This window comes from Methanobrevibacter sp. (assembly GCF_017431965.1).
GTDB lineage: Archaea > Methanobacteriota > Methanobacteria > Methanobacteriales > Methanobacteriaceae > Methanocatella.
Genome location: NZ_JAFRKB010000033.1, coordinates 24,846 through 43,849 on the forward strand (window position 1 = coordinate 24,846; position 19,004 = coordinate 43,849).

The following is a 19,004-nucleotide window of genomic DNA, read 5'->3' on the forward strand; positions in this document are numbered from 1 at the left end:
TTATTCAATTCTATAGTAATCTTTCATCCATTCAACAGTCCTTTTAATACCTTCTTCAGGAGGAACTTTTGGATCATGCTTCAAATCACGAATCGCTTTAGAAAAATCAATTGTTTTCACTTTTGTTGTAAACTCTTCGGCAGGAGTATATGTTACCAAGCTGTCGTCAATTCCAACGGCATCCAGAACCATGTCAGAGTATTGCTTAATGTCCCTTTCCCATTCCTGTTTACTTCCAACATTGTAAACCTCTCCAGGAATGAAATTGTCAACAATATTTGCAAAAGTTCTTGCAGTATCCTCAACATAATCGATGATTCTTTTATGACCCATATGAACGGAATATGGAAGTCCATGAAGCGCTTTATAAATAAAAATTGGAATAAATCCCTTATATGGTGAATAAGCTTCATGAGGACCATAACAGTTTACAGGTCTTACACGGACTGTTTCAGTTCCAAACATTGTTGCGGAATTCATGCACATGAGCTCTCCGGCCCATTTTGAAATGGCATAATCATTCATCTGATAAGTTTCGGAAATTGGTCTTTTTTCCATAACGTCCTCACTCATAATTCCTTCATAATCCCCATAAACCTCAGCTGATGAAAATGAAATCATCCTGAAGTCAAGTTTTTCCTGAAGGCGAATCATGTTTTTCAAACCAATAACATTAGTTTCCCAAAGGTTTTCATAATAACCTTCACCATTCCATCTGCCATATTCGGCAGCCAAATGATAAACATAATCAAATTTGTCATTATCGTCAAAAATCCTCTCCATCTGACGGTAATTCCTAACGTCCCCCCTTACATAATCGGAATAAGAATCAGAGTAAAGGTCAGCTTCACCTTCATGGTGAAGTAAATCACAAGCTAAAACTTCATGTCCACGGCTTCTAAGTTCATTTACAAGGTTTGTTCCAATAAATCCGCTGCCGCCAGTAACTAAAATTCTTTGAGTTTCCATGCTAATAATCCTCAATCATCTTTTTCATATATTCAATCAAATCATTACTGAATTCAACATCATCCATTGCAAATTCAATTGAAGTTTTTAGCCATTCAAAACGATTACCTATATCATATGTTTTTCCTTCAAAGGCCACTCCATAAATCGCATCCAGTTTCTGAAGTGCATCGGTAAGCTGAATTTCACCGCCGACACCAGGTTCGGTTTCATCGATTTTATCAAAAATATCCGGTGTCAACACATAGCGTCCCATAATGGCCAAATTGGAAGGTGCCTGATGAGCCAGTGGTTTTTCAACAAGTTTATCTATTTTATAAACATCATTTTCAACTTCATTTCCCTTAATAATACCATATCTTTCCACTTTTTCTTTTGGAACTGGCTCAATGGAAATTGCAGAAGCATCATACTTTTCAGAAACATCAATCAACTGTTTAGTGCATGGAACAGAGCCTTTGGTTATTGAATCCCCCAAAAGAACTGCAAATGGTTCTCCGCCTATATGTTTTTTAGCGCAGTAAATTGCATCGCCCAATCCCTTTTGCTCTTTTTGTCTAACATAACAAATATCGGCCAAATCAGTGATTGCACGAACTTGCTTTAAACGTTCATCCTTACCGGCACTCTGTAAAGTCTGTTCAAGTTCAAAAGATTTATCGAAATGATCTTCAATTGATCTTTTATTTCTACCGGTAACAATTAAAATATCATCAATACCTGAAGCCACAGCCTCTTCAATTACATATTGAATGGTAGGCTTGTCATAAACAGGCAACATTTCCTTAGGTTGCGCTTTAGTAGCAGGCAAAAATCTAGTACCAAAACCTGCTGCAGGAATAACCGCTTTCATAATTTATCACCATATAAGTTTTTAATTTATATATAATTTTAGTTTAATTATTATAAATAACTTATTAATCAAAAAAAAAGTTTAGAAATTTTAATAAATGGTGCGGGAGACGGGACTTGAACCCGCGAAGGGACTGACCCACTAGGCCCTCAACCTAGCGCCTTTGACCGCTCGACCACCCCCGCATAAAACAAAAGTAGTTATAAAAAAATATCTTTTTTAAGTTATATAAAGTTATCTATTTTTAGCATAATTTTATAGTAACTTCCATAATTTTTTCATTTTTTAAATCTTCAATTAAATTTTTATCAAGATCGCGAGCAGCCTTATCAGCTCTAATCATCAATGTTCTTGAGCAGGTATAATCACTTGTTCTGCAAACTATATCTGTCGGATGGGTTAAAGTCAAATCTTCATGACCAAAACCAGTTATTTCATCATGACCGTTTTCAGTGTCGAGAATAACCTTAATTTTTGTATTTGAATCAGCTATTTTATCTTTAAACTCACTAGGAAAGTTTAACATGGACTGGTTCATGTCAACTCCAATTATACAATCGGCAGTTGGGCCAATTTCAGCATCCCTTGTAATTTCAAATGTTGATTTGTGAAGAGATGAGACATTCTTATGGCCTTTGGTTTTAATTTTAAAAATCATGATTATAAGTTAGTTTAAAAAATTAATAAAATTTTTGATAGCAAAATAAATGAAATGAACATCAGTAATATAATAGCTTTTGATAATTAAAGGCAATATTTAAATTGAAAAATCAAATAAAAATAAGACTAGGAAAAGAATCAAAGATTTGAATGAAAGGATGTTACTGTTTAATAATAAATCTAGATAAAACTTCAAAAATTAAAATTGGTAAACTTGGAAAAATCAATTTCAATAGAGGACATTATGTCTATGTAGGCTCGGCAATGAATTCATTAACCGCAAGAATCAACAGACATTTGAGTGAAGAGAAAAAGCTTCATTGGCATATTGACTATCTATTGAAAAATGAGAATGCTGGAATTAGTGAAGTAATATACAACGTTTCCGGGAAAAAAATAGAATGTGAGTTATCACAAGAAATTTCCCAAAAAAGCAATGGCATCAAAGACTTTGGCTGTTCAGATTGTGAATGTGAAAGTCACCTATATTTCTTTAAAAATAGAAATGAAGCTATTAAATGTGTAAAAAATGCATATGATTCAATAGCTATGGATTATGAATTTTTTAAAATATGAAATTTCTTTTTTTTCTTGTGCTTATATGAAATTTCAAAGGAATTAAGTGCTAATTTCTGTAAAACTTCCAAATCATTTCCACCAATGCCTACAACACCTTCCCATTCACTTTCCAAAGAAGCGATTTCATCCAAAATGGCTTTGCCTTTCTCGGTCAGCAAACAGTCATAGGCAAGACCGTTTTCAGGAGAATTATCAATTTCAATTAGTCCTTTTTTAGCCAACTTTTCATATTTTTTCAAATACAAATCCAAATGAAGGACAAATAAATCGTCCTTATTTGCTTTTTCATATTGTTTAACCCTAACACGTTTATGATGAGATTTTTCATGCTTTTTAACTTGCTTTAGAAGATTAATTTGACTTTCATGAAGGAAAATACTTAGATTTTCCCGCACATAAGTCATTTTTGACTCTTCAATTATGCCAATCAAAGAAGATGCACTCATATTGGAAATTGCATTCTTATGCGGATGAGCCATTTTAACACCTATTTCATTTGTCCGAATATTCCTCTCATAATACCTTTTGTGACTTCACGGGCTGCAGTATTCATTGCTTGTGTTGCCGCTTTTTCAGCCATCTTTTGAGCTTCTGATTTTTTAGCTTTCTTGCCTCCGGCAGGTTGTCCTCCACCTAAAACTGTTCCCAAAATACCTTCCAAGACAGATTCCTGTTGTTGAGGAGCCTCCTGTGGAACTTCTTGTTGTTGAGGAGCTTGAGGAACTTCCTGCTGTTGCGCTTTAACCTCTTCAATAACTTCCATGGTTTCAGCCGGCACTTCACTTTCAATTTCAGGGTTTGAATCAATCTTATTCAACAACAATTCATAAGCGGACTCGCTGTCCAGCGCATCCCAATATTTGGATTTTAATGTTGAGATGTTAATCAATTCAGATCTCAGGTCATCTTCAATTGCTCCGATATGGCTTTGCGGAGGCACAATATCAACTTGTTCAACCACTGTTGGAACACCTTTTTCATCCAAAACAGACACTAAAGCCTGACCTATTCCCAAGTTGGAAATAACCTCAGCAGTATCAAAGTCTGGGTTAGCCCTAAATGTTTCTGCAGCAACTTTAACAGCTTTTTGGTCTTTAGGAGTGTATGCATGAAGTGCATGTTGAACACGATTACCCAACTGAGCTAAAATGTCATCAGGGATATCTGCAGGAGACTGTGAAATAAAGTATACTCCAACACCTTTTGACCTTATTAACCTTACAATCTGTTCAATTTTCTTGCCGAATTCTGGTGACATGTCATCAAACAATAAATGCGCTTCATCAAAGAAGAATACGAATTTAGGCTTATCCATATCCCCCACTTCTGGCAATTTTTCAAATAGGTTAGATAACATCCAAAGAAGGAATGTTGAATAGATTTCCGGTGAAAGTGACAATTTTTGAGCATCCAAAATATTGATTACACCACATCCGTTATCATCAACCTGAATAAAATCTTCAAGTTCCAAAGCAGGTTCTCCAAAGAAATCATTTCCGCCTTGGTCTTCCAGAGTAATCAAGCTTCTCAAAATAGTATTTGCAGACTTTGCAGCAATGGCACCATATTCGCCTTCATAAGCATCTTTGTTTTCAACAACATGATTAATCATTGATTTTAAATCTTTTAAATCAATAATCGGCAATGATTTTTCATCAGCCACTTTAAACACTATATTCAATACACCTGCTTGTGCTTCAGACAAGTTTAGGATTTTTGAAAGTAAAACCGGACCCATTTCAGATAAAGTTACTCTTACAGGAAGACCCTTTTGACCAAATAAATCCCAAAATTCCACAGGATATTCCTTAAACTTAAATCCTTTCTCGTCAAGGCCATACCTTTCTCTGTTTTTGGTTATGAAATCATTTCCAGAACCTATTTTGGCAAGCCCTGAAACGTCCCCTTTCATATCTGCCATAAATACTGGAACTCCCAAATCTGAGAAGGATTCTGCCAATACTTTTAAAGTCACTGTTTTACCTGTTCCTGTTGCACCAGCTATTAAACCATGACGGTTAGCTAACTTTGGGGATAAAAACACATTTGTGTTGTCATTACACCCAATCAATATTTTATCTTCCGCATACATCGTATTCACCCATTTTCTATTTTTTTAATTAAATAATTAGTCTTTTTTACAATATTTCCTCTATTATGTGCTTTTGCTATTCTTTTAATAGCATCAAGGTTTTTTACATAATTGTCCAACCATGAGAATATATCTCCCGGATAGACTTGAATTTGATATTTTCTAAATAATTTATTTGAGATATCTTGAGGATCCTTACCTTTCAGTCTTTCATGAACGATTATTTCAGATATTCCCCTCTGCATGCAACTGCAAAATGGCCTGTCCTGGCACTTGCATTGCATGAAATCAACTTGAAGTGCAATCAATGCATCCTGGAATTTTTTATCAACCTTCTGGATAGCTTCGCCACTGGAAATGATATCCAAAGTCGATTCTGCAAAGAGCCTTGTTGAAAACTTAATCTTGAGTGCATTTGCAATCTGATTGTGGATGACACTAGACAGATATGCATTTTCAAACATTTCCAAATCCAATGCTAGAGCCAAAATCAAAACTTTAAGTTTATCATATTTTTCCTTTTTCTTATACATTGGAGATAATGCCACATACCTTTTTAAGTACTGCATATCATTTAATGTATTCTTAATGAACTCTGCATCCTCAATTGACAAAAATGACACTGAAGTTGCCCTTCCATATTTGGTAATTTCAAGCCCATTGGATGGGGTGATATCAATCATGCCCAAATTTTCCATTTCTTCAATAGCTATTTTTGTACTTATTCCTACATCAATATTTTTATAAAATTTATTCAGCCCATCAATTGATTTTATCGAAGTTGATGAAACATCCGCAAGGATTTGCTCATATGCAGAATCCTCATCATATTCAATATACACATCTTCGCTATTGCTTTCAAGCAAATCCAATGCCATTGCCTCTTCACTTTCACCGGCAAAGTCATTTCCAATTTCAGGAAGCAAATATACAATTCCCCTGTCATGATAGGTTGGCCTACCTGCACGACCCAGCATCTGTGAAAATTCATTCGGATTAATCCATTTGTTTCCCATAACCAATGAATCGAAAATTACCTGCGAAGCCGGGAAGTCAACACCCGCTGCCAAAGCGGCTGTCGTAACAACACATGAAATTTTACCTTTATCAAAGTCCTTTTCTATCTTTTCTTTTTTATAATATGATAAACCTGCATGATAAGCTGCTGCGCTAACTTTTTTATTAGTCAAATAGTTTGCAATCTGATGGGTTTTTCGCCTTGAATTTGTAAATATGATAGTCTGGCCTCTAAAGCCTTTTTTGGATTTTGTATTGAACTCCCTTTTAACCAATTTCATCATCAAATGACGTTTTTGGGACTCATTTCTTGTATAGACCAGATGCCTTTCAAGGGGAACCGGCCTTTCATCATACTTAACAAGTTTCATGTTAAATTCACTGGCCAAAAATTCCGGATTTTTAACAGTTGCGGAAAGTCCAATAATTTGGGTTTTAGGATATAAGTGCTTTACACGTTTGATTAATCCGTTTAAGCGTGTTCCACGGTCTTCATCATCAATCATGTGGATTTCATCTATCAATACAACACCCAAGTTAGATAAGGAACTGGAATTGCCGTTGCGCAAAAGATAATCGATTCCTTCATAGGTAGCTACAACAATGTCCGATTTGGATACATCGCTATCCGGAAGATTTAACTCACCTTTTGCTTTAACACGATTTCTTCCAACTTTAATGGCTACTTTTAAACCTAATTTTGAATATTTCTTTTTAAAATCCCTGTATTTTTGATTTGCCAAAGCAACCAATGGAGTTAAGAAAATGAATTTTTTTCCCTCAAGAGCTTTAGTTATTCCGGCAAGCTCACCAACCAGAGTCTTTCCGGAACCCGTAGCGCTTACTACCAGCAAATCCTCACCTTTAAGGAGTCCTTCCTTAATGGCCAAATACTGAACAGGAAGCAGTTTGTCATTTCCTGAATCAATTAATATCTTTCTAAAGTTTTTAGGTATCTTAAGGCGTTTCATATCAACCGAAGGGACGATATGCCTCGGCTTTCTGGTTTTATCAAACAAGGTCAACTTTCTATTTTTTAAAGGATCAAAATGAGGGGACAGAACAGATAACGTTTTTTCCAAATCATCTGTTTTTTCTAAAGTTGCCTTAAGATTTCTAAATATCTTTTTGTCAAATCCCTGAAGTTTAATTTCCTGTTTAATTGTATCCAGAGCACAATCTTTACAGATTAGCTGATTATTGTATTTATAAGAATAAGATGAATTTACAACAGTGATATTTCCTTCATAAGCACAGTAGTCACAGACTTTAGTGTGCCTTACTTTAATATTTAAGGACTTTAAAAATTTTTCAACCTTTTCATCGGGTGTCGCCAGAAAAACAGCTTGAGAGCGCAATAGTTTATTCACTTCACTTGGGGGAAGCAATTTTTCATTTAAAGTGGAATTGTCTTTAAAGTTATAATCTGCCACAAAACGATTAATAGATAGGGAGTCTCCATCATCATTGAATTTGATGTTTCCAACAAATTCCGGTTCTCTTTTATGATTTAGCGCTCCTTTTGGAGAACCAATCGGATATAATCTCCATTGTTTTTTAATCTTTTTTAATACTAGCATTATCTTTAATTATATTGTTAATTGTTAATATATTTTTAAAAAAAAGAAGGGTGACAAAATGTCACATTTTAATCAATGTAATCGAATCTAGTCTCTAAAATAATAATTAATCCAAATCCAATTACGGCAACAATAAGACAAGGGAATAAACCTGCAAAGCTTAAACTTGCAGAATTAATTATTTCAACTCCCGGAACTTTTAGAGATCCAAGCATTACTCCTATAAGAAATGCCATGGTGAATTCCTCATAGTTTTTAAGTAAATAATTCAATATTTTTGAAAACCCTAGAATTCCTATTACTGCACCAACAACAAAAACGATTATTTCAGTGAAATGCAATTGGTGAAGGGCATTCAACATATATTTGTACTGACCAAGCAATAGCAATAAGAATGAACCTGAAATACCCGGCAATATCATAGCACAAATAGCTATCATACCGGAAACGAATAAAATAGGCAATGAATGATTAGCAGCAATTGGATTTAAACTTACAAAAATAAATGTCAAAATGGCTCCTATAATTGCAAATAGGAAATGTTTAGCATTAATCCTATCAATCTTTTTGAATAGAATCACTGCTGAAGCTAAAATTAATCCTAAGAAAAATGAATATGTCCATGCAGTATAGACATCCATACAGTAAGTTACCACTTTAGCCAATGTTAAAAAAGCAATTCCAATACCTAAAACAAGAGGTATGAAGAATTCGAAATCTATTTCTTCAAATAATTCTGTTAAAAAACCATTGAAATCTCCTTTTAATAATGGTTTTACAAATCCAAATTTGATTTTACTGATTGCTTCTACCAAATGACCATAGATTCCTGTAATCAATGCTATTGTTCCTCCTGAAACACCCGGAACAATATCAGCAGAACCCATCAGGACTCCACGAATAAATATTAAAATAGCTTCCTTAAAATTAAAATTCACACTATCACCTAAAAGTAATTACTATAATATTAGTCAATCTTATGTTAAATAAGTTATCTAAAAAAAAGGAAAAAAAAGAATAATTCAGAGAATTATTCATCTTTAAACGGTTGTGGAAGTTCACAAACTCCACTGTCTTTAGCAAGATATGCATATGCAAATGCTGCACAAATTGCACCGAGGATAGGTCCAACTAAATATATTGGGAAGAATGCCCAAAGGTTAGCACCGCCAAGTAGAGTGTCCATCAAGTATGGTCCGAATGTACGTGCAGGGTTGATTGAAGCACCTGTAAATGCGCCTAAAACTGCAATTACTGCAGCAACTGTCATACCGATTGATATTCCAGCAAAGCCAGGTTCCGCTTTCTTATCTACTGCAACACCCATTACTACCATCATCAAGAAGAAAGTTCCTAAGAATTCTGCAAACATTGCTTGGAAGTAACTTACACCCAATCCCGGAGCAGTAGCACCAAGTCCGCCTATAGTAACAGCAGGAGCGCCTAAGCATAAGAATAGACAAATACTTCCTAAACATGCACCAATAACTTGTGCAACAATATAATAAATACTGTCAACTAAAGCTATGTTTTTGGTTACAAGTAGCCCAATGGTTACAGCTGGATTTAAGTGTGCGCCGGATATCTTACCGAATACATAAATACATATCATTACAGTTAGACCAAATACCAACGCAATAGCAATCCAATCCCCAAGTCCTCCTAAAGGTCCGATTCCAGTAACTCCAGCAGCCTCTGAAATCAATAGAGTTACAACAGCAGATCCTGTACCGAAAAATACTAGGAAAAATGTTCCTAAAAGTTCAGCAAAAAATTTTTTTCTAATGTTACAAGTCATATTTTCTCACCTATACAGATTCTCTCCATTGACAGTATTCGTGTTTGTTGTCAACTAATGAAGCAGCAGCACAGTTTTTACATCCCCTTACAGGAGAACCTGGTGCTTCTTTGTTAAGTGCAATAATGTTTGTCATCATGGTTGCTGTAATAGGTTCTGAAGTTAAAAGACATGGGTAGTCTGCTAATCTCATAAGTGATGAGAATCTTACTGTTATTGCGCATGCTGGGTAAGTGTATCTTTGTGGGTTCATTACTGTTTCATTAGCTAAAATAGGGCTTAAGTCAACAGCCATTCCATTGATTTTAGGTGCTAATTCTCCACCAGTACCTGCTCTGAACTTTCTAGCTCCGCTGATTGCATTGAATCCTCTGTAAATCATGTCCATGAAGTCACAGTTGTGCAATTCAGCAGCTGCACCTCTAGTAGGATATTGCTGTACGAAGTTGTGGAATCTTTTTGAGAATAAATCTACAACCATTGGTGCATTAAATCCATCTAATTCTAATATAAATTCAGTTGCACATGCTGATGAACCAGTAGCTAATTTTAATACATCAAATTCAGATTTATAATTGTCTAAGTTGGAAGTTAAAGTTGATCCGATAACTTCAGCTGTTGCTTGAACGATAGCTAGTGTTACATCATCTTTACACATATTGTAAGTGGATTGACCAATGTGGTGCCCAATATCTCCAACACAGTAAGCAGGAACTGTTACAATGTTACCATAATGTACTCCATCATCCATTGCTGCTTTAACAGTTGAGGTCATTGCCTTTTTATATTTGTTCATGTAGTCTCTTACATCAAATGAAGAGTGGTCAGCATCATCCATTAAAGTGCCTTGTCCTTCAATAGGAGTTTTATAAATCATTTGTAATGCTGCAATTTCCTTTTCAGTTGCTTCAGCTGCAGTAGCACCTGCTTCTATTGCATTAGCAAATGCATCTCCAATACCATATGAAGTGTTCATACCCCATGATTTGGCTGAAAGTATTGCTTGTTTGTGAGCTACAGGAATGTCAGTTTTTTGTAATATTTGATTTACAACATTACTGGTACTACCTGGCATTAATGCAAAGTCCACAACACAAGTAGGTCCATAAAATCCACCATATCTTCTGATAGATTCTTTTGCAACAAGTGCTTCATTATCAGCGATAGCTTGGATGAATTTATCTAAACTGTCTGCAAATTCACCATCTTCTTCACATAAAATTTCTAAAACTGGAGGAGTTTGGAAATGTTCAATGAATGGGTCATCTTCACATTTTAAAGTGTCTGTAATGGAAGATAATATTTCAAAGTGGTTTTTGACAGAATCCTTGTGTAAGTTTATTACAGATTCCGCTTGGTTGTCTAATGCAGTCATTTCTGCTACTGCATCAGCGTACGGTTTTGCATCAGTTATTTTAAAGTCGTTGTATCTATTTTCTGATATAACTGCAACGTCTGCCTTTTGAGCAGCCATTGATTCGTTAATCATCTTTTCATATAACTCTCTCATATTATCACCTTAAATGATAAGTGTACTACCAATAGCTAAATAATTGTAGCCATTAATAGTGTTAATTAAATGTTTATTCAGTGAAATATTTAAATTTATTTAAAATTTTTTACAAAACCCTATTTCATAGCATTAATTTTATAAAAAAAGATTAAAAAGCTAAATATACTTTAATTAAAAAAATAGTAAAGTTTAATAAAATTATTAAAAATTTGTATAAAAAATAATAAAAAATGAAGATACGGCTATTTTCCAATATCTTCAACAAGTTCCTTTGCATAAGGAGTGATGTTTTCATTAAGCATCCTTTCTAAAAACTGACCGGTATATGTACCTGCCTCGGCAACTTCCTCAGGAGTTCCGGTAGCAATCACTTCGCCTCCACCGTCACCGCCTTCAGGACCTAGGTCAATTATATGATCTGCAGTTTTGATAACATCCAGATTATGCTCAATAACAACAACGGAATTGCCGGCATCAGTCAATCTAGACAATACTTCTAAAAGTCTTTTAATATCTGCAAAATGAAGACCAGTAGTTGGTTCATCTAGGATATATAACGTTTTTCCAGTGCTGGTTCTAGATAGCTCTTTAGCCAGTTTAATCCTTTGAGCTTCACCACCTGAAAGTGTTGTTGCAGGCTGGCCTATCTTCATATAGCCCAGTCCCACATCATATAAAGTTTTAAGCTTTTTAGTGATTTTTGGAATGTTTTCAAAGAATTCCAATGCTTCTTCAACTGTCATTTCCAAGACTTCATAGATATTTTTACCCTTGTATCTGATATCCAAAGTCTCTTCATTGTATCTTTTACCTCCGCATACTTCACAAGGAACAAATACATCCGCTAAAAAGTGCATTTCAATTTGCACAATTCCATCTCCTGAACAGGCTTCGCACCTTCCTCCCTTGACATTGAATGAAAATCTTCCAGGTTTATATCCTCTTGCTTTTGATTCTGGAGTATTTGCAAACAGTTCACGAATATCAGTAAATACGCCTGTATAAGTTGCAGGATTTGACCTTGGAGTTCTTCCTATAGGTTTTTGATCAATTGCAATTACTTTATCAATATTCTTCAATCCCTCAATTTCATCATATTTCCCTGCAAACATGAATTTTTTAGATAACTTGCCATGAGCGCCTTTGTATAGAATTTCATTGATTAGACTACTTTTACCAGAACCGCTAACTCCAGTAACGCAAGTGAACTTACCCAATGGAATTTCAACATCAATGCCCTTCAAGTTATTTTGGGCTGCACCTTTTATCTTAATAGATTTGCCGTTTCCGGGCCTTCTTTCTTTAGGAATGTCAATTTTCTTAACTCTTGAGATATACTGGCCTGTAATTGAATTAGGATTGTTCATAATGTCTAATGGAGTTCCCTGAGCCACGACTTTCCCACCATGCTCACCGGCTCCAGGACCTATGTCGACAACGTGGTCTGCTGATAAGATGGTTTCTTCATCATGCTCAACAACAACTAAAGTATTTCCAAGATCTTTTAGCCTTTTTAAAGCTTCGATGAGTTTTATATTGTCTCTTTGATGAAGGCCGATACTCGGTTCATCCAAAATATATAAAACACCAACAAGACCAGAACCTATTTGAGTAGCTAGTCTAATCCTTTGTGCTTCCCCACCGGAAAGGGTACCAGATGACCTTGACATTGATAAATAATCCAAACCGACTTCAACTAAAAAGCTTAAGCGCTCTTTAATTTCCTTTAAAACTTCTTTTGCAATGAAATTTTCTCTTTCGGTTAATTCCAAATCCTGGAAAAATTGATAAGAATCCTTTATTGCCAAATCACATACATCAATGATGGATTTTCCTCCGACAGTTACTGCCAATACTTCCGGTCTTAAGCGTTTGCCGCCACAAACATGACATTTCCTGTCGCTCATGAATTTGGAAAGGTATTTTCTTGAATAATTTGACTTTGTTTCAATGTACAATCTCTCCATTCTGGGAATGACACCTTCAAATTTACGGTTAACCATATAAGATTTGTTTCTTCTTTTAAATGTGAAAGGTATTTTATCCTTACAACCGTATAAAATAGTATTCTGATGTTCCTTATCCAATTCATTGAATGGAACGTCCATACTGAAATTAAAATGTTTTGAAACAGATTCAAGCATTTGATAGTAATAATTTTCCCTTTTGGATGATTTTGACCATGGAGCGATAGCACCCTCATTTAAAGTTAATGTATTGTCAGGGACAATCAAGTCAGGATCAATCTCCATTTTGGAACCGATACCGTTACATTCCGGACATGCACCCTGAGGCGCATTGAATGAAAACATCCTAGGAGTCAGCTCCTCAAAGTTTATTCCACAATCGACACATGCGAAGTGCTCTGAATATTTTTTCTCATATTCTTCATCGTCAGTTGTATATAATACATTTATTAATCCTTCAGCGAATTCTGCTGCTGTTTCCAATGAATCAACCAATCTTCTTTTAAAGTCTACATCTTTTCTGATTTTAAGTCTGTCTACAACAACATCAATACTATGGCGATATGTTTTAGCAAGGTCAATATCCTCTTCCAAATCCCTTATCTCACCATCAACACGAACTCTTACAAATCCCTTGTTTCTCAAATCATCTAAAACATCTTTGTGTTGACCTTTTTTATCTCTGACGACAGGTGACAATATTTGGATTTTTATTCCTTCCCCTTCTTCCATAATTGATTCTGCAATTTGTCCGATAGTCTGTTGTGACACTTCCTTTCCACAATTCGGACAATGCGGAATTCCAATTCTTGCAAACAATAACCTCAAATAATCGTAAATTTCTGTAATTGTTCCTACAGTAGACCTTGGATTTTCCCTTGTTGTTTTTTGGTCAATGGAAATGGCTGGAGACAAACCCTCAATTGATTCCATTTCCGGTTTTTTCATTTGTCCCAAAAATTGCCTTGCATATGCTGATAGGGACTCGACATATCTACGCTGTCCTTCAGCATAAATAGTATCAAAAGCAAGTGAAGATTTTCCAGACCCACTAAGACCTGTAATTACAATAAATTCATCACGAGGGACACTAACATCAATATCCTGTAAATTGTGCTCACGTGCACCCTTGATGACAATTTGTTTTTTAGAATTTTCAGCCATAATATTCTCCTAAAAATTAGTTATATAATATTAGAACAAACTCATTTATAAAGTATTTTAGAGAGCATTTGAAAAGTAAATTTAAAAGTTATTTGTCCATACCCTTTAAGGCATATAATTTATTCCTTAAATCAGCTGCCCTTTCAAAGTCAAGTCTTGCAGCAGCATCCTTCATATCTCTTTCCAAATCCTTAATTAACAAACGAAGTTCATCTTTAGGCATTTTTTCAAGGTCAGCTCCAATACCTTTGTATTTTTCATCTTCCTCAGCAAGCTTCTCTTTCAATGTTCTTGTTGTTGATTTTGGAACTATGCCATGCTTTTCGTTGTATGCCATCTGCAATTTACGCCTTTTCATAGTAATGTCATATGCATTCTGAACAGAATCAGTCATATTGTCAACATACATTATCACACGACCGTTGACGTTTCTTGCTGCACGACCAATTGTCTGTATCAGAGAAGTCTCATTTCTTAAAAATCCTTCCTTATCTGCATCCAAAATAGCTACCAAAGACACTTCAGGCAAATCCAAACCTTCCCTTAAAAGGTTTACCCCGACCAATACATCGAATTTTCCTCTTCTCAAGTCGTTTACAATATCAATTCTCTCCAATGTATCGATTTCCGAGTGCATATATCTTACCTTAACGCCGATTCTTGCGTAATAATCAGTCAAGTCCTCAGCCATCCTTTTGGTTAAAGTAGTGACAAGCACCCTTTCATCTTTTTCGGCAGTTAGCTGAACTTCCTTAAGCAGATCCTCGACTTGGCCTGTAACCGGCCTGATTAAAACTTCAGGGTCCACCAATCCTGTTGGCCTGATAATCTGTTCTACAACATTTCTTGATTTTGCAAGCTCATATTGGGCAGGAGTTGCAGAAACATAAATAACCTGATTAACGGAGGATTCGAATTCATCAAATCTTAGAGGTCTGTTTTCTTTGGCTGAAGGCAATCTGAATCCATATTCAACCAAGGTTTCCTTACGAGCCCTATCCCCATTATACATCCCCCTAATTTGCGGAACTGTTACATGGGATTCATCAATGATTGTTAAAAAATCATCCGGGAAATACTTTAAAAGGGAATATGGCTTTTCACCCCAGCTACGGCCGGACAGATGCATAGAATAGTTCTCTACACCCGGACAGTATCCCATTTCCTGAAGCATTTCAATATCAAAACGGGTCCTTTGCTCCAGTCTCTGAGCTTCCAATAGCTTTCCTGTCAAATTAAGTTCCTGAAGCCTTTCATCCAATTCCTGAGAGATTTTTGAAATAGCAGTTTCCATTTTATCCTGACCGACGACAAAGTGCTTTGCAGGGAAAATCATGTATCTTTGAAGGCTTTCCTGTTTTTTGCCAGTTACCCTGTCAATCAGACTGATTGCATCGATTTCATCGCCGAACAGTTCAATTCTGATAGGTGGTGTTCCATGAACTGGATTTATTTCTATGACATCCCCTCTGACCCGGAACTGTCCTCTGTCAAACTCAATGTCATTTCTTTCATACTGCATGAAAATAAGTTTAGATATTATTTCGGACCTGTCATAAATATCCCCAACAGATATTCCGAAGGCAAATTCGCCATAATCTTCAGGCGAACCTATACCGTAAATGCAACTTACACTGCTTACCACAATTACATCATCCCTTGAAAGAAGAGATTGTGTAGCCGAGTGCCTCATTATGTCAATATCATCATTTATTGAAGCTTCCTTATCAATAAATGTGTCTGTTCTTGGAACATACGCTTCAGGCTGGTAATAATCATAATAACTAACAAAATATTCCACTGCATTATCCGGGAAGAATTCCTTAAACTCTTCATATAACTGTGCAGCCAATGTTTTGTTGTGTGAAATGACAAGAGTCGGCTTTTGAACTTTTTCAATGACATTAGCCATCGTAAAAGTCTTTCCTGAACCTGTCACTCCCAAAAGAGTTTGTTCCTTAATTCCGTTTTTAATGCCTTCCGCTAGTGAGTCAATGGCTTTTGGTTGGTCACCTAATGGTTTATAAGGTGATTTAAGCTTGAATTCTTTCATAATATCTAGTTTAAAATTGTAATATTGAAGCTAATATGTGTATATGGTGGAGAACAGCACGGAGTGACTCTTTGATCCCTAACTATAAGCTTTCCATAACCTTTCAATTCTTTTTCCAAATCTTTCATTATATTTGGAACAATTTCATAACGAAAAACCTTTAAAGAACCCAAATATACTGTCTTATCGGCAAAATTCATTACTGAAACACTTTCGACAGTGTCAGGTTCTGAATATTTTACCAGAATATTATTTGATTTATCAACCAATTCCTGTTTGATTTGTTCTTTATCCATACTACTGCCTCAATGCATCTGCAATACTTTTTGCAAGGGATACACGTGATGTATCTGAAGATAAACTGTTAGTACCAATAATTTTATTTGCACCCGCTTCATAAATTCTAGTTGCACCGTTATTGGTTAAAATAGGATGTACGCAACATACATCAACGGAAGATGCGCCATATTGTTTCAAGATATTAATAGCATTTACAATGGTTCCACCGGTTGCAATGATGTCATCAACAATAACAGCGTGCATGCCCTTTACGGAGTCAATATTAACGGTGTTTTCACTTTCACTGTCACATCTAACATCAACAATTCTGGTTTCAACTTTATCAGGTCCTAAACGGACTTTAGTCAAGTAAGTGCAATCGCATCCAATGATTTCTGAAATTTCCTGCGCAAAACCATAAGCGCCCTTATCAGGGGCAACGATTAATGGTTTTTCATCGGACTTTTTGAATAATTTTTTGTTTAAATATTCCGCCAATGCAGGCATCGCTGAAATATTTCTAGCTTCGATATTGAAGAAGTTAAGAACACATTCTTCATGAATATTAAAAGTGATGAATTCATCAGCACCTGCTGATTCAATCAATCCGCAAATAATCTTAGCTGAAATAGATTCACCAGGATTAAAACGCTTTTCTTGTCTTGCATAACCCATATATGGAACAACAACCCTCACTTTTTTTGCACCCATATCCTTAAGAGTTGAAATTATAAATATCAATTCCATCAAATTTTCATCCTGAGGATAACCAGTTGATTGGATAACAGTTACTTCCTCTTCAATTTCACCTGCAATTCTTAAATATCTTTCTCCGTCCGGAAACTTTTTAGTTTCAACATAACATAATTCTTCGTCAAGTTCTTTTGCAACATGAGCTGCCAAATCTTGTGAAGCTGAACCTCCAATAATCACAATATCACCAAAGTATTATATGATATAATATTAATCTTAATAGAATAAAAAAGTTAAGTATTAATATTTAAAGGTTATTAAAAAATAATCATGAAAAAAATTCTTATTGCAATAATCGTTATAATTGTTCTATTGTTGGCTTCAACAATCGTAAGCCCAATTTTAATAATTGCAGAGGATGCAGATGAAGGAACACCGGGCATAGATATGGCCGCTACAGTAGGTTTAGGTGGCTTTAACTGGATTTATCCAGGAAGTTCCTATAATGCCAATGGTGAAACATTACATAACATTCACTTAATTGACCCTGAAAACCCTTACGGAGCTGCCCGTGATATCATGGAATATACTTATCATGTATCTCCCCATATAATTGTCAGCATCAACAATGACGCTGCCGAAGCGATATTTGGCGTTAATATAGTTGATGATATCCGCGCAAATGATGCATATAATGGTTATGCTGGTAGTGAAAATGTCGCCGGAACCATGTCCAGAGGAGATGCAGTCGGAACAGCTATGGCAAATGATGGCATGAATGTATTTGAAATTCCACTACAATTGTTGCTTGGAAACATCAGATTCCACTTCGCTTAGCCATTATTTTTCTTTTTTTAATGCAACATTAAATAAAATGATAATCCTACACCTACAAAAGAGATGACCAATAGAATTATCGCATGCATTTTAAGTTTGCGAACTGGAGCCTGCAACAAATAAAATGGCATGAAAAATCCAAAGAACGCAAAAGTGGCCATGGAATTATTTTTGAAAAATAGTGTTGAAACGACACCTGACCATGATAAAAAAATAGTAATAATATAAGCTGCCAAAACAGCTTTTTTATTAAGTTGAGGTTCCTTTTGATAAACAAATACCTGTTTAGGTTTTAGGCCTTCAACCAATGGATTACCGCATTTAGCACAGTAATCATATTCATCCTTATTTTCATATCCGCAGTTTTTACAAAATCTAGTCATTAGAATTAATTAATATCTTTAAATATATAAAACTATTTTTCTTTAATCATCGCGATTTCTCTAAAGCGTTCGCCTAGATAATTTGTATTTTCAAGTTCTGTATAATACTTAAATCCCAATTTTTCTAAAACTCTTTTCGATTGGGAATTTTCAAGCCTATAAGATGCATAAATCTGTTTGATATCCAAATCATCAAAGGCATGCTTAATTATTGTTTTAGAAGCTTCAACAACTAAGCCCCTACCCCAATATTTCTCAGCTATCCAGTAACCAAGTTCAGCTGATCCTTCACCCCAATAATGGTTTCCATCAGGATGGATTAAGAGTCCGACACAGCCAATTGGAATTTCATCCAAAGTAATGGCATAAGTTTCTTTTTTAGCAAAAACCGTTTTGATAATATATAAGCTATCTTCAACACTTTTATGGGGAGGCCATCCTGCAATAGGTCCGATTTTAGGATTCTTTGCAAAATGATATAAACATTCTGCGTCGCCTTCTTCCCAGGGCCTTAAAATCAAACGTTTAGTTTTAAAAATCATAAAAAAAAGAGTAAAAAGGGAAAAT

At 35.3% G+C, this 19,004-nt stretch carries 17 protein-coding genes and 1 tRNA gene; 2 read left to right on the forward strand and 16 right to left on the reverse strand.

Annotation, left to right across the window (positions count from 1 at the left end; translation table 11 throughout):
- The 4 genes from IJI93_RS03970 to IJI93_RS03985 form a co-directional block, all read right to left on the reverse strand.
- Entirely contained in the window at positions 1 to 969 is a 969-nt protein-coding gene (locus IJI93_RS03970) for an NAD(P)-dependent oxidoreductase (RefSeq protein ID WP_292820235.1), read from the reverse strand.
- Position 970: 1 nt separating this feature from the next.
- Positions 971 to 1,822: a UTP--glucose-1-phosphate uridylyltransferase GalU gene (gene galU, locus IJI93_RS03975; protein WP_292820238.1), complete on the reverse strand. Its 852-nt coding sequence runs from the start codon at positions 1,820 to 1,822 to the stop codon at positions 971 to 973.
- Between the two features lie 98 nt (positions 1,823 to 1,920).
- Positions 1,921 to 2,007: transfer RNA gene (locus IJI93_RS03980), tRNA-Leu, on the reverse strand.
- Positions 2,008 to 2,066: 59 nt separating this feature from the next.
- A complete protein-coding gene (locus IJI93_RS03985) occupies positions 2,067 to 2,480 on the reverse strand; it encodes a DUF371 domain-containing protein (protein ID WP_292820240.1) in 414 nt (137 codons plus the stop codon).
- A gap of 152 nt (positions 2,481 to 2,632) precedes the next feature.
- Here IJI93_RS03985 and IJI93_RS03990 point away from each other — a divergent pair, with 152 nt between their 5' ends.
- Positions 2,633 to 3,058, forward strand: coding sequence for a DUF123 domain-containing protein (locus IJI93_RS03990; RefSeq protein ID WP_292820243.1), 426 nt, complete (start codon positions 2,633 to 2,635; stop codon positions 3,056 to 3,058).
- Here IJI93_RS03990 and IJI93_RS03995 read toward each other — a convergent pair.
- From IJI93_RS03995 to IJI93_RS04040, 10 genes are all read right to left on the reverse strand, one after another.
- Complete coding sequence (locus tag IJI93_RS03995; RefSeq protein WP_292820246.1) at positions 3,037 to 3,540, reverse strand: hypothetical protein; 504 nt, start codon at positions 3,538 to 3,540, stop codon at positions 3,037 to 3,039. The two genes, IJI93_RS03990 and IJI93_RS03995, sit on opposite strands and share 22 nt — an antisense overlap.
- Positions 3,541 to 3,548: 8 nt before the next feature.
- The gene (locus IJI93_RS04000) at positions 3,549 to 5,153 is read right to left on the reverse strand and encodes a helicase HerA-like domain-containing protein (RefSeq protein WP_292820249.1); all 1,605 of its coding nucleotides are present in this window, start codon (positions 5,151 to 5,153) and stop codon (positions 3,549 to 3,551) included.
- Positions 5,154 to 5,158: 5 nt separating this feature from the next.
- Positions 5,159 to 7,750: a DEAD/DEAH box helicase gene (locus IJI93_RS04005; RefSeq protein WP_292820252.1), complete on the reverse strand. Its 2,592-nt coding sequence runs from the start codon at positions 7,748 to 7,750 to the stop codon at positions 5,159 to 5,161.
- A gap of 68 nt (positions 7,751 to 7,818) precedes the next feature.
- A complete protein-coding gene (locus tag IJI93_RS04010; RefSeq protein WP_292820659.1) occupies positions 7,819 to 8,637 on the reverse strand; it encodes a DUF368 domain-containing protein in 819 nt (272 codons plus the stop codon).
- A 143-nt stretch (positions 8,638 to 8,780) separates the two neighbouring features.
- Positions 8,781 to 9,548: an MIP/aquaporin family protein gene (locus IJI93_RS04015; protein WP_292820255.1), complete on the reverse strand. Its 768-nt coding sequence runs from the start codon at positions 9,546 to 9,548 to the stop codon at positions 8,781 to 8,783.
- A gap of 10 nt (positions 9,549 to 9,558) precedes the next feature.
- Positions 9,559 to 11,058, reverse strand: a complete 1,500-nt coding sequence (locus tag IJI93_RS04020) for a DUF2193 domain-containing protein (RefSeq protein ID WP_292820258.1) — start codon at positions 11,056 to 11,058, stop codon at positions 9,559 to 9,561.
- A 245-nt stretch (positions 11,059 to 11,303) separates the two neighbouring features.
- Positions 11,304 to 14,192 carry an excinuclease ABC subunit UvrA gene (uvrA, locus tag IJI93_RS04025; protein ID WP_292820261.1) on the reverse strand — a complete coding sequence of 963 codons (2,889 nt, stop codon included), beginning with the start codon at positions 14,190 to 14,192 and terminating at the stop codon, positions 11,304 to 11,306.
- Between the two features lie 88 nt (positions 14,193 to 14,280).
- Complete coding sequence (gene uvrB, locus IJI93_RS04030) at positions 14,281 to 16,245, reverse strand: excinuclease ABC subunit UvrB (RefSeq protein WP_292820264.1); 1,965 nt, start codon at positions 16,243 to 16,245, stop codon at positions 14,281 to 14,283.
- A gap of 5 nt (positions 16,246 to 16,250) precedes the next feature.
- Positions 16,251 to 16,541 (reverse strand): hypothetical protein, encoded by a 291-nt coding sequence (locus tag IJI93_RS04035; protein WP_292820267.1) that lies wholly within the window; start codon positions 16,539 to 16,541, stop codon positions 16,251 to 16,253.
- A 1-nt stretch (position 16,542) separates the two neighbouring features.
- Positions 16,543 to 17,457: a ribose-phosphate diphosphokinase gene (locus tag IJI93_RS04040; protein ID WP_292820270.1), complete on the reverse strand. Its 915-nt coding sequence runs from the start codon at positions 17,455 to 17,457 to the stop codon at positions 16,543 to 16,545.
- Positions 17,458 to 17,547: 90 nt separating this feature from the next.
- On the opposite strand from IJI93_RS04040, the gene IJI93_RS04045 reads away from it, so the two are divergent.
- Positions 17,548 to 18,054, forward strand: coding sequence for a hypothetical protein (locus IJI93_RS04045; RefSeq protein WP_292820273.1), 507 nt, complete (start codon positions 17,548 to 17,550; stop codon positions 18,052 to 18,054).
- Between the two features lie 17 nt (positions 18,055 to 18,071).
- Here IJI93_RS04045 and IJI93_RS04050 read toward each other — a convergent pair whose 3' ends face one another.
- Together IJI93_RS04050 and IJI93_RS04055 are read right to left on the reverse strand one after the other, a co-directional pair.
- Positions 18,072 to 18,437 (reverse strand): zinc ribbon domain-containing protein, encoded by a 366-nt coding sequence (locus tag IJI93_RS04050; protein ID WP_292820276.1) that lies wholly within the window; start codon positions 18,435 to 18,437, stop codon positions 18,072 to 18,074.
- Between the two features lie 32 nt (positions 18,438 to 18,469).
- Entirely contained in the window at positions 18,470 to 18,979 is a 510-nt protein-coding gene (locus IJI93_RS04055) for a GNAT family N-acetyltransferase (protein ID WP_292820279.1), read from the reverse strand.
- Positions 18,980 to 19,004 lie beyond the last annotated feature (25 nt).

Bases quoted from the DNA above. Each gene is read 5' to 3' on its own strand.
- IJI93_RS03970 (WP_292820235.1), bottom strand. From the start codon at position 969: ATGGAAACTCAAAGAATTTTAGTTACTGGCGGCAGCGGATTTATTGGA.
- galU (WP_292820238.1), bottom strand. From the start codon at position 1,822: ATGAAAGCGGTTATTCCTGCAGCAGGTTTTGGTACTAGATTTTTGCCT.
- IJI93_RS03985 (WP_292820240.1), bottom strand. From the start codon at position 2,480: ATGATTTTTAAAATTAAAACCAAAGGCCATAAGAATGTCTCATCTCTT.
- IJI93_RS03990 (WP_292820243.1), top strand. From the start codon at position 2,633: ATGAAAGGATGTTACTGTTTAATAATAAATCTAGATAAAACTTCAAAA.
- IJI93_RS03995 (WP_292820246.1), bottom strand. From the start codon at position 3,540: ATGGCTCATCCGCATAAGAATGCAATTTCCAATATGAGTGCATCTTCT.
- IJI93_RS04000 (WP_292820249.1), bottom strand. From the start codon at position 5,153: ATGTATGCGGAAGATAAAATATTGATTGGGTGTAATGACAACACAAAT.
- IJI93_RS04005 (WP_292820252.1), bottom strand. From the start codon at position 7,750: ATGCTAGTATTAAAAAAGATTAAAAAACAATGGAGATTATATCCGATT.
- IJI93_RS04010 (WP_292820659.1), bottom strand. From the start codon at position 8,637: ATGGGTTCTGCTGATATTGTTCCGGGTGTTTCAGGAGGAACAATAGCA.
- IJI93_RS04015 (WP_292820255.1), bottom strand. From the start codon at position 9,548: ATGACTTGTAACATTAGAAAAAAATTTTTTGCTGAACTTTTAGGAACA.
- IJI93_RS04020 (WP_292820258.1), bottom strand. From the start codon at position 11,058: ATGAGAGAGTTATATGAAAAGATGATTAACGAATCAATGGCTGCTCAA.
- uvrA (WP_292820261.1), bottom strand. From the start codon at position 14,192: ATGGCTGAAAATTCTAAAAAACAAATTGTCATCAAGGGTGCACGTGAG.
- uvrB (WP_292820264.1), bottom strand. From the start codon at position 16,245: ATGAAAGAATTCAAGCTTAAATCACCTTATAAACCATTAGGTGACCAA.
- IJI93_RS04035 (WP_292820267.1), bottom strand. From the start codon at position 16,541: ATGGATAAAGAACAAATCAAACAGGAATTGGTTGATAAATCAAATAAT.
- IJI93_RS04045 (WP_292820273.1), top strand. From the start codon at position 17,548: ATGAAAAAAATTCTTATTGCAATAATCGTTATAATTGTTCTATTGTTG.
- IJI93_RS04050 (WP_292820276.1), bottom strand. From the start codon at position 18,437: ATGACTAGATTTTGTAAAAACTGCGGATATGAAAATAAGGATGAATAT.
- IJI93_RS04055 (WP_292820279.1), bottom strand. From the start codon at position 18,979: ATGATTTTTAAAACTAAACGTTTGATTTTAAGGCCCTGGGAAGAAGGC.